The following is a 13592-nucleotide window of genomic DNA, read 5'->3' on the forward strand; positions in this document are numbered from 1 at the left end:
AGTTACGTCGGGCGAGCGGGATCGGGGCAAGGTCATGACGAAGACCGAGGCGGATAGCAGGGCGATCGTTCATGCGCTGGAACGTCTGTCGCGGCTGATGCGCGGGGCGGAATTCGGCGAGGGGATCAATCCGGCGCAGTGGGAAGCCTTGCGCTTTCTGGCGCGCGCCAACCGCTTCTCCAATTCACCCGGTGCCCTCACCCGCTATCTCGGCGCCACCAAGGGCACCATCTCGCAGACGGTGAAGGCGCTCGAGCGCAAGAAGTTCATCGAGAAGACGGAGCGGCCGGGCGAGAAACGCTCCATCGTGCTGACCCTGACGCAGGCCGGGCGCGACGTGATGGCCAGGGATCCATGGAACGCGCTCGCGGCGAGCTGCGACGCGCTTGGCGGCAAGACGCGCCGCCGCATGGACAAGGGCCTGGCCGAGCTTCTCGCCCAGGAGATCGCCCGCCGCAACGACCCGTCCTTCAGCGCATGCCTCACCTGCCGCTTCTGGCGCGCCGAAGGCAGGAGCGAGGATGCCTCAGGTCCGCATCTGTGCATGCTCTTCGATGCGCCACTGTCGGCGCATGAGACGACGCAGATCTGCATCGCCCATGAGCCCAGAGCTTGAGAGAGATTGCGCGTCGCTACGCCGCCGCGCTCATTGCCGGGGCGCAGGCGCGCACCTCATCGCCGACGAAGGTCTCGAATCTGGCGAAGTTCTGGATGAACATCTGCACCAGCTTTTGCGCCTGCGCGTCATAGGCTTTGGCGTCGTCCCAGGTGTCGCGCGGCGTGAGCAGCCTGGCATCGATGCCAGGCACCGCGAGCGGCACGTCGAAGCCGAAATTTTCATCCTTGCGCATCGGCTGCCGGTCGAGCGCGCCCGACAGCGCCGCATCGAGAAGCGCGCGGGTGACGTCGATGGGCATGCGATGGCCGGTGCCATGCGGGCCGCCGGTCCAGCCGGTATTGACCAGCCAGCATGCGCTTGAGTGCTGCGCGATGAGATCGCGCAAAAGCACGCCATAGACGCTCGGATGGCGCGGAATGAAGGGCGCTCCGAAGCAGGCGGAGAAGGTGGCTTGCGGCTCGGTCACGCCGCGCTCGGTGCCGGCGACCTTCGCCGTATAGCCCGAGAGGAAGTGGTAGACCGCCTGCGCCGGGGTCAGGCGCGCGACCGGCGGCATGACGCCGAAGGCGTCCGCCGTCAGCATCACGATGGTCTTCGGGATTGCCGCCCGACCGGTGGCGCTGGCATTGGGAATGTAGTTGAGCGGATAGGCGGCGCGCGTATTCTCGGTGAGCGAGCCGTCGTCGAGATCGAGCTTGCGGCTCTCGGGATCCATCACGACATTCTCGAGGATCGTGCCCCAGCGCTCCGTCGTGGCATGGATATAAGGCTCGGCCTTCCTGGACAGCCTGATCACCTTGGCATAGCAGCCGCCTTCGAAATTGAAGATGCCGTCACTCGACCAGCCATGCTCGTCATCACCGATGAGTGTGCGCGAGGGAACGGCCGACAAGGTCGTCTTGCCGGTGCCGGACAGGCCGAAATACACGGCACTGCGGCCCTCGGCATCGACATTGGCCGAGCAATGCATCGGCATGACGTTCTTGTCGGGCAGCATGTAGTTGAGCGCGGTGAAGACGGATTTCTTCATCTCGCCTGCATACTGGGTGCCGCCGATGAGGACGAGACCGTGGCTGAGATCGCAGGCGATGACCGTCTCGGAACGCACGCCATGACGTTTGGGATCCGCCTTGAAGCTCGGCAGGTCGATGATGGTGAGCTGCGGCACGAAGCCCGCGAGCTCTTCCGCGCCCGGCCTGATCAGGAGATGGCGGATGAACAAGGCATGCCAGGCATATTCGCAGATGACGCGTACCGAAAGCCGATGCGCCGGATCGGCGCCGGCATGGAGGTCCTGCACATAGAGATGCTTGTCCCTGGCCGCGGCCAGGAGATCCTGCTTGAGCACGGCGAAATGCTCAGGCGCGATTGCCTTGTTGTTGTCCCACCAGATGGTCTGCTCGGTCGCCTGGTCGCGCAGGATGAATTTGTCATTGGGCGAGCGGCCGGTATGGCTGCCGGTCGAGACCACGAGCGCACCACCTTCCGAGACGCGACCTTCTCCGCGCCTGAGAGCATCCTCATAGAGCTGGGCCGGGCCTGAATTATAGGCGACCGAGCGCGGCTCTTTCACGATCAGGGGGATTCTCGCGTTGAAACGGCCTGTCTGGTGCACCCGAAACCTCCACTGATTGTGCCAGAAGCTGGCAGGGTAGGAGGTGGGATAGCAACAAACAAGCCAGAAAGATGGTTTCAAATCAGATTCAAGCGGTATCGAGCGTCATTTTTTTGATTTCTTTACATCAATTTCGCGGGCTTTCCGGGCCAAGGCGACAAAGGCCTGGCGCAGCTCGTCGGCGCTCTCGACCGGCCGGTCGAAAGCGAGCCGGAGCGCCTTGCCGTCGAGCTCGAGATGCGCCCCATCGGGATCGATGGCGGTGATCTGCCACTTTCCAGGCCCGGCCCCGAGGAGGCGCTCGGCACAGAGCTCGACCGCGTCGGCATGGTCTGCGTTCATATGGGCGATGGCGCCGGCGGCCCTTCCGGTGACCGACGCCGCTGCGCTTTCTGGCAGGAACACCTCATCGGGCTCCATGGTTTCGATCCGCCCGAAACCCGCCACGGCGTGGATTTTCTGCGGGACCAGGCGCCAGAAGGAGAAATCCGGGAAATCGAGATAACCGCGCGCCGCGGGATGATGATGGGCATAGCGCTCCGCGATGTCGGCCGCCGCCAATGTCTCGAAACGCCCCATGATGGTGATGCGCGGGCCCGTCAGGGCATCGCCTTCTTGGGGGATCTCGCTCACCATCAGGCTGCCTTCTGCATGGGCCAGTATGTTGCGCGTGTGCCAGGCGAGTTTCGAGATGAAGATGACGGGCCAGCCCCGGGCGTCGGTGGCGATATTGGCGAGCGACACATAGGGTCCCCGAGGGTCGGGATTGAGGGTGCCGAGGGCGGCGGTTCTGGCCCGGCGCAGGAGCATGCGGGCTTCGATGCCGGTGAAGCTCCGGCTGCGAGGAGTTGTCATGGAGAGGCTATTTCCCTAAAGAGAGAAGCTCGGGGCTAGGAACCGGCATGCCACATTTTGCGCCAGTTCCACGGCTAGAGCCCCAGTATTGTTAACCAGGACGAATAGGGCCACATGCCGACGATCGCTCTTGTCGATGACGACCGCAACATTCTGACTTCCGTCGGAATCACTCTGGAGGCCGAGGGCTACCAGGTCCAGAAATATTCGGATGGGGCCGCCGCTTTGCAGGGCCTGCAGGACCAGCCGCCCGATATGGCCATCTTCGATATCAAGATGCCGCGCATGGACGGCATGGAGCTGCTGCGCCGCATCCGCCAGAAATCCGATCTGCCGATCATCTTCCTCACCTCCAAGGACGACGAGATCGACGAGCTCTTCGGTCTCAAGATGGGCGCCGACGACTTCATCAAGAAGCCTTTCTCGCAGCGTCTTCTGGTCGAGCGCGTCAAGGCGGTGCTGCGCCGTGCCACGCCGCGCGACGGCTCGGCGCCGGCGCAGGAAGCTGCCAAGACGATCGATCGCGGCAAGCTGTCGATGGATCCGGACCGCCATTCCTGCACCTGGGATGCGAAGCCGGTCACCCTGACGGTCACCGAGTTCCTCATCCTGCAGTCGCTCGCCCAGCGCCCCGGCATCGTCAAGAGCCGCGATGCCCTGATGGATGCCGCTTACGACGATCAGGTCTATGTCGATGACCGCACCATCGACAGCCACATCAAGCGGCTGCGCAAGAAGTTCAAACTCGTCGACGATGATTTCGATGGCATCGAGACGCTCTATGGCGTCGGCTATCGATTCAAGGAGGCGTGACCTTTAGGCTGGGTACGATATGGTGACGGGCGTCGAAACACCCGACCGGGTCGAGATCGAGGACGCAACCGCATCGGATACGGTCGTCGAGCGCGAGCGCAGTCTTGCCTGGTGGGTTCATCGCCTGGCGCCGGCGAGCCTGACCAGCCGCATCGTCCTGCTCAATATCGCAGGTCTGATCGTCCTCGTCCTCGGCATCCTCTATTTCAATCAGTTCCGCCAAGGCCTGATCGACGCGCGCGTGCAGAGCCTGATGCCACAGGCCAATATCATCGCCGCCGCGGTGGCGGGTTCGGCCACGGTCGATACCGGCTCGATCGTCATCGATCCCGACGCGCTGATCAATTCGCAGGACGACACCACCGCCGATGCCGAGCAGCTGCGCGATCTCGATTTCCCGATCAATCCCGAGAATGCCGGCCCGATCCTGCGCCGTCTTCTCGCCTCGACCTCGATCCGCGCCCGCATCATCGATCCCGACGGCAATCTGGTGGTCGACAGCCGTTATCTCTATGGCAGGGGCGAGATCACCCAGCGCGAATTGCCGCCTTTCGACTTGAAGCCGGACAGTTTCTGGATGCGCTGGTGGAAGCAGGTCAATGACTGGCTGTTCACCAATGATTATCCGCATCAGAAGGACTATGGCGTCGACAACGGCAAGGAGTTTCCGGAAGTGCTCGCCGCGCTGAACGGCGCCTCGGTTTCGATCGTGCGCGTCAACGACCAGAACGAGATCATCGTCTCGGTCGCGGTGCCCATCCAGCGTTTCCGCGCCGTGCTGGGCGTGCTGGTGCTCTCGACCTCGGGTGGCGAGATCGACAATGTGCTCCTGGCCGAGCGCAAGATCGTGCTGTTCACTTTCGGCTTCGTCGCGCTCGTCACCATCCTGCTCTCGGTGTTCCTCGCCGGCACCATTGCCGAACCGATACGCAGGCTGGCCGGGGCTGCCGAGCGGGTCAGGCGCGGCGTCCACAAGCGCGTCGAGATTCCGGATTTCACGCAGAGGCGCGACGAGATCGGCCATCTCTCGGGCGCTTTGCGCGACATGACGACGGCGCTCTACAACCGCATCGACACGATCGAGGCCTTTGCCGCCGACGTCTCGCATGAGCTCAAGAACCCGCTCACCTCCCTGCGCAGCGCCGTCGAGACGCTGCCCTTCGCCAAGACCGACGATCAGAGGAACCGTCTCGTCGAGGTGGTGAAGGACGATGTCCGCCGTCTCGATCGCCTGATCACCGATATTGCCGGGGCGTCCAGGCTCGATGCGGAATTGGCGCGCTCGGAAGCCAACCCCATCGATGTCGCCGAGGTGCTCGACACGCTGGTCTCCTTCGCCAATGAGACTCGCAAGGACAACCAGGCCGCCATCACGCTCGATGTGCAGTCGCCGCCCTTGTCCATCGAGCGCGACAAGGCCTTCGTCATTTTGGGGCATGATACGCGGCTCGGCCAGGTGGTGCGCAATCTCATCGACAATGCGCGTTCCTTCACGCCCGCCGAGTCGGCGATCCGCGTCAGGGTGCGGCGCGTGCCCGACTATGTCGAGTTCCGGGTGGAAGACGAAGGGCCGGGCATTCCGCCCGAAAACCTCGAACGCATCTTCGAGCGTTTCTATACCGACCGCCCGGAAGGCTCCTTCGGCAAGAATTCGGGTCTGGGCCTCTCGATCTCGCGCCAGATCGTCGAGGCCCATAAGGGCCGCATCTGGGCCGAGAACCGCTATGGCAAGGCACCGGCGGGCGGCGAGCGTCCGATCCTGGGTGCGCGCTTCATCGTCCGCATTCCGGCGCTGCCGGCGGATTGGGAGGCGAGCCGCGATGGCTGAGCCCGTTCCCCTCAAGCTCACGCTGCATGCGAGCTGCGTGGCGCTGGGCGACGAGGGGGTGCTGATCCTGGGCGCCTCGGGATCGGGCAAATCCGATCTGGTGCTCGCCCTCATCGACCAGCCGGGCTATGGCACCGGCGATCAGTTGATCCGCGGCAGGCTCGTCGCCGACGACCAGACTTTGATCGAGCGGCGCGGTGATGCGCTCTTTGCCACCAGCCCCATACCGATTGCCGGCCTCATGGAAATCCGGGGTCAGGGGGTCGTCGCGATCGGCCATGTCGCCGAGGCGCGCCTCTCGCTGGTCGTCCGGCTCATGCCAGCAGCCGGGATCGAGCGCATGCCCGAGGAAAAGGACAGGTTCACCTCGATCGCGGGCGTGAGCCTCAACCAGATCCATGTCGATCCAGGCCAGGCGACGGCGCCGGCCCGCATCCGCGCTGCCCTGACCGCGCCGCTTCACCAGGAAGTGCGGCATATTAAGCCGGCCCGATCACGATCACCTCAGAACGGTTCGTTCTGAGGTGATAAACGTGATCGGATTCAAAAATTTAGCGCGTGATCGGACGGAAAACCGGTGCCCACTTTTCCTGATCACGCGCTTAGGCTTGATATTGCATATGCGAGCACTTCCCGGCACATTCGCGCCCCTGAAAGAACGAGACATAGGTTTGTTCCGGTGGAGCATTTGATTTCATGATCGGACTTGTTCTGGTCACCCATGGGCGGCTGGCGGAGGAATTCCGGTCTGCGTTGGAGCATGTCGTAGGTCCGCAGGAGCACCTGGTCACGGTGTCGATCGGACCCGATGACGAGCTGGAGAAGCGCCGTGCCGATATCATGGCGGCCATCCAGGCGGCAGATGCCGGGCAGGGCGTCATCGTGCTCACCGACATGTTCGGCGGCACGCCCTGCAATCTTGCGATCTCGCTCCTCGAGAACGGTCGCGTCGAGGTGCTGGCCGGCGTCAATTTGCCGATGCTGGTGAAGCTCGCCCGCATCCGGGCCGATTCCACTCTCGAAACGGCCGTCGTCAAGGCGCAGGAGGCCGGGCGCAAATACATCAATATCGCGAGTCAGATCTTGAGCGGATAGATGGCCGAACCTCATACGCGTCATTTCATGATCATCAACAGCCGCGGTCTGCATGCGAGGGCCTCGGCCAAATTCGTGAAATGCGCCGAGCAGTTCGATGCCGATATCCAGGTCAGCCGCGACAGTCAGACGGTTCCCGGAACCTCCATCATGGGTCTCATGATGCTGGCCGCCACCCCAGGCTCCTCGATCCAGGTGACCGCCATGGGCCCCCAGGCGCTCGCCGCCCTGGAAGCCCTGGAGACCCTGATCGCCGGCAAATTCGGCGAAGAGTAAAGATATAAAGGTATCTTTATATCCTTATGGACAGGCCTCGGCTTGCCTGCTATAGGGCGCACGTCCTCCGAAGCTTCAGCGTAGGAGGACCATCCAATTTCAAACAGAGCAGGGATTTGTCATGGCGAGCTCCAAGGATTTTCACGTTGCCGATATCGGCCTGGCCGACTGGGGCCGCAAAGAGATCGAGATGGCTGAGGTCGAGATGCCGGGCCTCATGGCGACCCGCGCCGAACTGGGGCCCAAGAAGCCCCTGAAGGGCGCCCGCATCTCGGGGTCCCTCCACATGACCATCCAGACGGCGGTCCTCATCGAGACGCTGGTCGCTCTTGGCGCCGAAGTGCGCTGGGCCTCCTGCAACATCTACTCCACCCAGGACCATGCCGCCGCCGCCATCGCCAAGGCCGGCGTGCCGGTCTTCGCCTTCAAGGGCGAGAGCCTCAAGGAATATTGGGAATTCACCGGCCGCATCTTCGACTGGCCGGGCGAGCCCGCCAATATGATCCTCGATGACGGCGGCGACGCCACCTTGTTCATCCTTCTGGGCTCGAAGGCGGAGAAGGATCCCTCCCTCATCGCAAATCCCAAGAACGAGGAAGAGGAATGCCTCTTCGCCGAGATCAAGAAGCGCCTCGCTTCGAGCCCCGGCTGGTTCTCCAAGATCAGGGCCTCGATCAAGGGTGTCTCGGAAGAAACGACGACGGGTGTGCATCGCCTCTACGATCTGCAGAAGAAGGGCGAGCTTCCCTTCCCGGCGATCAATGTCAATGACAGCGTCACCAAGTCGAAATTCGACAACAAATATGGCTGCCGTGAATCGCTGGTCGACGCGATCCGCCGCGGCACCGACGTCATGATGGCGGGCAAAGTCGCCGTCGTCTGCGGCTATGGCGATGTCGGCAAGGGCTCGGCCCAGTCGCTGAAAGGTGCCGGCGCCCGCGTCATCGTCACCGAGATCGATCCGATCTGCGCGCTGCAGGCCGCCATGGATGGCTTCGCCGTCGCCACCATCGAGGATGCGCTGCCGACCGCCGATATCTTCGTCACCGCCACCGGCAACAAGGACGTCATCACCGTCGATCACATGCGCCAGATGAAGGACATGGCGATCGTCTGCAATATCGGCCATTTCGACAACGAGATTCAGGTCTCCGATCTCAAGAACTACCAGTGGACGAACATCAAGCCGCAGGTCGACATGGTCCATTTCCCCAAAGGGAACCGTATCATCCTTCTGTCGCAGGGGCGCCTCGTCAATCTCGGCAACGCCACCGGCCATCCGAGCTTCGTGATGTCGGCCTCCTTCACCAATCAGACGCTGGCGCAGGTCGAGCTCTTCGCCAACGCCGGCAATGGCAAATACAAGAACGAGGTCTATGTCCTGCCCAAGTCGCTCGACGAGAAGGTGGCGCGCCTCCATCTCGCCAAGCTCGGCGTCAAGCTCACCGAGCTCAAGGACGAGCAGGCCGCTTATATCGGCGTGACCCGCCAGGGACCCTACAAGCCGGACTATTATCGCTACTGATGAGCACCTTCGCCGGGATCCGGTGCTGCTAAAAAAGCGGCTCAGGATTCCGGTGCCCCGATTTTGCTTGTATATCTTCTGTCGGACGGATGGCCGGTGATTCGGTATCCGGCGTGTGTGGGCATGCGTCACAGGCGGGGTTGAACGCGGGACGCGCTGTCCCCGGAAGGATATTCAGGATCGCGATGCGCAGAGAGGGTGCCTTTATATGCAGGGCCGTCCGATCATGGACGAAGAGGCTCGGCGTATCCTCCTTGCTCATCGCCGCCTGGGCCTTGCCGGCCCGGGCGCAGGAATTTCTCAGCGGCAGCGTCATGGGCAAATTCGCCGATGACCCGCTGATCTTCTCGGCCCTGTTCGCGGCCGGCGTCGTGTTCTTCTGGGCCTATTTCGTCATCCGCAATCTGACCCGCCAGGAGCAGGCGGCCGAGCGCCATGCGCGCGAGCTGGAAACGGCGCTCAATGAGAGCGAGGCGATACTGACCGCCGAGCCGACCATCCTCGTCATCTGGCATGGACGGGAGGGGCAGCCCAATCGCGTCACCGGCGACATGAAGGGTGTCGTCAGGATTCCCGCCGACCAGGAAACGCTTCTCGACTTTTCCACCTGGCTCGATCCCGAATCGGCGGACGCGCTCAGCTCGGCGGTCGCCCATATGCGCGATCAGGGAACCCCATTCAATATCGGCATCCGCACCCTGGGCGATGAGCTGCTCGAGGCGGATGGGCGCACCGCCGGCGGCTTCACCACCTTGCGCCTGCGCCCGCTCGCTGGCGAGCGCCGGCAGGTCACCGAATTCGCCTATGATGCGCGTCGTCTTGGCAAGCAGGTCGAGCGCCTGAGCGCGGTGCTCGATGCGGCGCCTTTCCCGATCTGGCTCAAGGATGCGGGCGGCGAGACGATCTGGGTCAATGACCGCTATATCAAGGCGGTCGAGGCCCGGGATGTCGATGCCGTCATCGCCGGCCGGATCGAGATCGTCGATGACGCCCGCATCGAGCCGCCGCAGGGCGAGAAGGCGGCAAGCCTCAAGGGCCGCGCTCATGCCGTGATCGGCGGGCGCAAATGCGCGCTCGACGTGCATGAGATTCCGCTCACCGACGGCTCCGCCCGTTTCGCCATCGATGTCAGCGAGATCGAGGATGCGCGCAAGGAGCTGAAGCGCCACATCCAGGGCCACGCCAACACGCTCGACAAGCTCGACACCGCCATCGCCATTTTCGGCCCCGATCAGCGGCTGCGCTTCCACAATTCGGCCTATGCCGAGTTGTGGGGCCTCGATCCCGACTGGTTGCTGCTGGCGCCGACCGACGGCGAGATACTCGATCGCCTGCGCGAGCTGCGCCGCCTGCCGGAGCAGGCCAATTACCGCGACTGGAAGGCCAAGCAATTGCAGGCCTATACCACGCTCGAGACGCGCGAGAACTGGTGGTATTTGCCCGACGGGCGGTCGCTGCGCGTCATCTGCGAGCAGCATCCCTTCGGCGGCACCACCTATCTCTATGAGAATGTGACCAAGGAGATCCAGCTCGAGAGCCGCTACAACGAGTTGATCGGCGTGCAGCGCGAGACCCTCGACAACCTGCATGAAGGGGTGGCGCTGTTCGGCACCGACGGGCGCCTCAAGCTGCACAACCCGGCTTTCGCCCGCTTCTGGTCGCTCGATCCCGCCTTCCTCGACAGCCAGCCGCATATCGACACCGTCGTCGATCAATGCCGCAAGCTGTTCGCCGACGACATCGTCTGGGACGAGCTCAAATATGGCATGACCAGCCTCGATACCGGCCGCAAGCCGCAAAAGGGCCGGCTCAACCGGCCCGACGGTCTGGCGCTCGAATATGCCTTCGTGCCGTTGCCCGACGGCAACACGCTGCTCACCTATGTCGACGTCACCGATTCATCGCGCATCGAGAATGCGTTGCGCGAGCGCGCCGAGGCGCTGGAGGCCGCCGACCGGCTGAAGACGGGCTTCATGTCGAATGTCTCCTATGAGTTGCGCACGCCGCTCACCAACATACTGGGCTTCGCCGAGAGCCTGTCGCTGGGCATAGCCGGCGAGCTCAAGCCCAAGCAGCAGGAATATCTGGGCGACATCCAGGAATCGTCGCAGGACCTCCTCGTCATCATCGACGCCATTCTCGATCTGACCACGATCGATGCCGGCGCCATGGAGCTGAAGCTCGCCGAGATCGATGTCGTCGCCATCATGCAGGAAGCGGGCGAGGGGCTCGGCCAGTGGATGACCAAGCGCGACCTCACCCTCAACATCGAGGTGGCCGACGACGCCCAGCGCTTTGTCGGCGATCCCAAGCGGGTCCAGCAGATCCTGCACAATCTCCTCGCCAATGCCATCGGCTTCTCCGCCGAGGGCGGCGTCATCCGCATGGGCGCGGCGCATGACGGCGACGACATCCTGCTCTGGGTGGCCGATACCGGGCGCGGCATCGACCCCGAGTTCCAGAAGCGGGTCTTCGACCGCTTCCAGTCGAAACCCATGCCGGGCGGCCATCGGGGCCCCGGTCTCGGCCTCGCCATCGTCAAGAGCTTCGTCGAATTGCACGGTGGCAGAGTCTCCTTGCGTTCCCAGGTCAATAAGGGCACGACGGTCATATGCCGCTTCCCGATGCGTGGCCCCCATGCCCAGGACCGCGGCTCGCTTCAGGACCACCGGCGCGGCTCGGTTGCCGCGTGATAGATCTGGATTAGCCCGCACAGAATGACGTCCCTGCAAAGACAGTTGAAAGACACGGAGGCGACCCAGGCCCTGGGCGCCGAGCTCGCGCTGATGGCGAAGGCCGGCAGCATCATTTGCCTGAAGGGTGACCTGGGGGCCGGCAAGACGACGCTGGCCCGCAGCTTCATTCAGGCGCTGGCGGGGGACGAGATCGAGGTGCCGTCGCCCACCTTCACTCTGGTTCAGACCTATGACACGACCCGCGTGCCCGTCGCCCATGTCGATCTCTATCGCCTGACCTCGCCGGCCGAGCTCGATGAGCTGGGGCTCGATGATCTCCTGGCCACCCATCAGGTCATTGTCGAATGGCCGGAGCGGCTGGGCCGCGACTTGCCCGCCGACAGGCTCGACATCAAGCTCGTGGCCAATGGCAAGGGGCGGGTGGCCGATCTCGGCGGCCAGGGTTCCTGGTCCCTCGCCTTGAAGCGGCTTTCGGTCATTGCCGATTTCCTCGCCCGCACCGATTGGGCCAAGGCGACCCGCGTGTTCCTCGAGGGCGACGCCTCTTTCCGCCGCTATGAGCGCCTGGTGATGGGCGGGAAGACCGCCGTCCTCATGGACATGGCGGAGCGTCCGGACGGACCGATCGTCAAGCACGGCAAGCCCTACAGCGCCATCGCGCATCTGGCCGAGAACATCAATGCCGTGCTCGCCGTGAACAAATGCCTGGTCGAGCGCGGCTATAGCGCCCCCGGCATCCTGGCGAGTCATGCCAAGGACGGCCTCGCCGTCATCGAGGACCTGGGGTCCGACGTCTATGGCAAGAAGATGCTGCGCGGCGACGACATGTCGGAACCGTTGGAAGAGGCGGTGCGCCTCCTGGTCGACATGGCGCGCCAGTCCTGGCCGTCCAGGGCCGAGATCCCCGGCAATGGCTGGCACCATGTCTCGGTCTATGATCGCGAGGCGATGACCATCGAGGTCGAGCTGGTGCTGGACTGGTTCTGGCCTTTCGCCAAGGCCTCGGTGCCTTCCGACAAGGAGAGAGCTGAGTTCCTCGACATCTGGCAGGATCTCTTCCCGCTTGCCGATCACGCTGAGCCCGTCTGGATCATGCGCGACTATCATTCGCCCAACCTGATGTGGCTGCCCGAGCGTGCGGGCTTCAAGCGCGTCGGCCTCATCGACACGCAGGACTGTGTCCTCGGCCACCCGGCCTTCGACATGGCATCGCTGCTCCAGGATGCCCGCGTCGATGTCGACTTCGCGCTCGCCGATCGTTTGCTCGATCTCTATTGCACGCTGCGCAAGAACGACAAGGGCTTCGACGAGGTGGACTTCCGCTCCGCCTTCGCTTTTTTCGGCGCCCAGCGCGCCTCGAAGATACTTGGCATCTTCGCGCGCCTCGCCAAGCGCGACGGCAAGCGCGGCTATTTGCGCCACATGCCGCGCGTGTCGCGCTATCTCGAGCGCAACCTCAATCATCCGAGGCTGGCGCAACTGCGCCAGTGGTATGACCGTCATCTGCCGCAGAGCTTGCGGGAATCGCTGCCGCAATGACGGGACTGGGGAAATGCGCCATGGTGCTCGCGGCCGGCCTCGGCCAGCGCATGCGGCCCCTGACCAATGTCACGCCAAAGCCGCTCGTGCCGGTCTTGGGCAAGCCGCTCATCGATTACGGTTTTGAACGCCTCAGCGAAGCGGGCTGCACCACCATCGTGGTCAATGTCCATTATCTGGCGAATCAGGTCGAAGCCTGGGCCAGGCGGCATGCCTCGCCCCGCATCGTCATATCCGATGAGCGTGCGGAATTGCTCGATACCGGTGGCGGCCTCGTCAAGGCCTTGCCGTTGTTGGGCAGCGATCCCTTCTTCGTCGTCAACAGCGATTCGATCTGGATCGACAGGGGCCGCCCCGCTTTGCAGCGGCTCCTCGCCGCCTGGGACGAAGCCCGCATGGATTGCCTGCTTTTGCTCTGTCCACCTGAGCGCACTGTCGGCTATGATGGCCCAGGTGACTTTCTCAAGGATGCGCAGGGCCGGATCACTGGCAGACTCAAGGGTGGCGGGAAAGGTTTCGCCTATATTGGCGCCTATCTCGTCCATCCCAGGCTCCTCGCCCAAGAGCGCGCGTCGAAATTCTCCATGAACCTCCTGTGGGACAGGGCCATTGCGCAAGGACGTCTATTCGGGATCGAGCATGAGGGGCAGTGGCTGCATGTCGGCACGCCCGAAGCGATCCCCTTGGCGGAGCGGGCGCTTCAGGAAGCACTTGCGCTTTCGAGGTGAGGC

General features: G+C 63.5%; 12 protein-coding genes. 10 read left to right on the top strand and 2 right to left on the bottom strand.

The genetic code is table 11. The annotated features are described in order from the left end of the window. Positions 1 to 34: 34 nt before the first annotated feature. A complete protein-coding gene (locus DT068_RS04990; RefSeq protein WP_368904439.1) occupies positions 35 to 616 on the top strand; it encodes a MarR family winged helix-turn-helix transcriptional regulator in 582 nt (193 codons plus the stop codon). Between the two features lie 16 nt (positions 617 to 632). On the opposite strand, the gene DT068_RS04995 is transcribed toward DT068_RS04990, so the two are convergent. Both DT068_RS04995 and DT068_RS05000 read right to left on the bottom strand, forming a co-directional pair. After that, positions 633 to 2234, bottom strand: a complete 1602-nt coding sequence (locus DT068_RS04995) for a phosphoenolpyruvate carboxykinase (RefSeq protein ID WP_119388672.1) — start codon at positions 2232 to 2234, stop codon at positions 633 to 635. A gap of 105 nt (positions 2235 to 2339) precedes the next feature. After that, a complete protein-coding gene (locus DT068_RS05000; RefSeq protein WP_119388673.1) occupies positions 2340 to 3089 on the bottom strand; it encodes a HugZ family pyridoxamine 5'-phosphate oxidase in 750 nt (249 codons plus the stop codon). A gap of 114 nt (positions 3090 to 3203) precedes the next feature. Here DT068_RS05000 and DT068_RS05005 point away from each other — a divergent pair, with 114 nt between their 5' ends. The 9 genes from DT068_RS05005 (at position 3204) to DT068_RS05045 (ending at position 13589) form a co-directional block, all read left to right on the top strand. After that, positions 3204 to 3902: a response regulator transcription factor gene (locus DT068_RS05005; RefSeq protein WP_119388674.1), complete on the top strand. Its 699-nt coding sequence runs from the start codon at positions 3204 to 3206 to the stop codon at positions 3900 to 3902. A gap of 19 nt (positions 3903 to 3921) precedes the next feature. Beyond that, positions 3922 to 5730 carry a sensor histidine kinase gene (locus DT068_RS05010; RefSeq protein WP_119388675.1) on the top strand — a complete coding sequence of 603 codons (1809 nt, stop codon included), beginning with the start codon at positions 3922 to 3924 and terminating at the stop codon, positions 5728 to 5730. Beyond that, complete coding sequence (locus DT068_RS05015; protein WP_119388676.1) at positions 5723 to 6253, top strand: HPr kinase/phosphorylase; 531 nt, start codon at positions 5723 to 5725, stop codon at positions 6251 to 6253. Before DT068_RS05010 ends, DT068_RS05015 begins: the two co-directional genes overlap by 8 nt. 173 nt (positions 6254 to 6426) lie before the next feature. Next, positions 6427 to 6825 carry a PTS sugar transporter subunit IIA gene (locus tag DT068_RS05020; protein WP_119388677.1) on the top strand — a complete coding sequence of 133 codons (399 nt, stop codon included), beginning with the start codon at positions 6427 to 6429 and terminating at the stop codon, positions 6823 to 6825. Further along, entirely contained in the window at positions 6826 to 7101 is a 276-nt protein-coding gene (locus DT068_RS05025) for an HPr family phosphocarrier protein (protein ID WP_119388678.1), read from the top strand. 121 nt (positions 7102 to 7222) lie between these two features. Beyond that, a complete protein-coding gene (gene ahcY / locus DT068_RS05030; protein WP_119388679.1) occupies positions 7223 to 8626 on the top strand; it encodes an adenosylhomocysteinase in 1404 nt (467 codons plus the stop codon). Between the two features lie 254 nt (positions 8627 to 8880). Continuing rightward, positions 8881 to 11319: a PAS domain-containing sensor histidine kinase gene (locus DT068_RS05035; protein ID WP_162914005.1), complete on the top strand. Its 2439-nt coding sequence runs from the start codon at positions 8881 to 8883 to the stop codon at positions 11317 to 11319. Between the two features lie 45 nt (positions 11320 to 11364). After that, complete coding sequence (gene tsaE, locus DT068_RS05040; RefSeq protein ID WP_162914006.1) at positions 11365 to 12861, top strand: tRNA (adenosine(37)-N6)-threonylcarbamoyltransferase complex ATPase subunit type 1 TsaE; 1497 nt, start codon at positions 11365 to 11367, stop codon at positions 12859 to 12861. Further along, positions 12858 to 13589: a nucleotidyltransferase family protein gene (locus DT068_RS05045; RefSeq protein WP_119388682.1), complete on the top strand. Its 732-nt coding sequence runs from the start codon at positions 12858 to 12860 to the stop codon at positions 13587 to 13589. The genes tsaE and DT068_RS05045 overlap by 4 nt, the downstream gene beginning before the upstream one ends. The last annotated feature ends 3 nt before the right edge of the window (positions 13590 to 13592 follow it).

Source organism: Taklimakanibacter lacteus (genome assembly GCA_003576695.1).
Taxonomy (GTDB): Bacteria; Pseudomonadota; Alphaproteobacteria; order Rhizobiales; family Aestuariivirgaceae; genus Taklimakanibacter; species Taklimakanibacter lacteus.

Bases quoted from the DNA above. Each gene is read 5' to 3' on its own strand.
- DT068_RS05000 (WP_119388673.1), bottom strand. From the start codon at position 3,089: ATGACAACTCCTCGCAGCCGGAGCTTCACCGGCATCGAAGCCCGCATG.
- DT068_RS05005 (WP_119388674.1), top strand. From the start codon at position 3,204: ATGCCGACGATCGCTCTTGTCGATGACGACCGCAACATTCTGACTTCC.
- DT068_RS05020 (WP_119388677.1), top strand. From the start codon at position 6,427: ATGATCGGACTTGTTCTGGTCACCCATGGGCGGCTGGCGGAGGAATTC.
- DT068_RS05025 (WP_119388678.1), top strand. From the start codon at position 6,826: ATGGCCGAACCTCATACGCGTCATTTCATGATCATCAACAGCCGCGGT.
- DT068_RS05010 (WP_119388675.1), top strand. From the start codon at position 3,922: ATGGTGACGGGCGTCGAAACACCCGACCGGGTCGAGATCGAGGACGCA.
- ahcY (WP_119388679.1), top strand. From the start codon at position 7,223: ATGGCGAGCTCCAAGGATTTTCACGTTGCCGATATCGGCCTGGCCGAC.
- DT068_RS04990 (WP_368904439.1), top strand. From the start codon at position 35: ATGACGAAGACCGAGGCGGATAGCAGGGCGATCGTTCATGCGCTGGAA.
- DT068_RS05045 (WP_119388682.1), top strand. From the start codon at position 12,858: ATGACGGGACTGGGGAAATGCGCCATGGTGCTCGCGGCCGGCCTCGGC.
- DT068_RS05015 (WP_119388676.1), top strand. From the start codon at position 5,723: ATGGCTGAGCCCGTTCCCCTCAAGCTCACGCTGCATGCGAGCTGCGTG.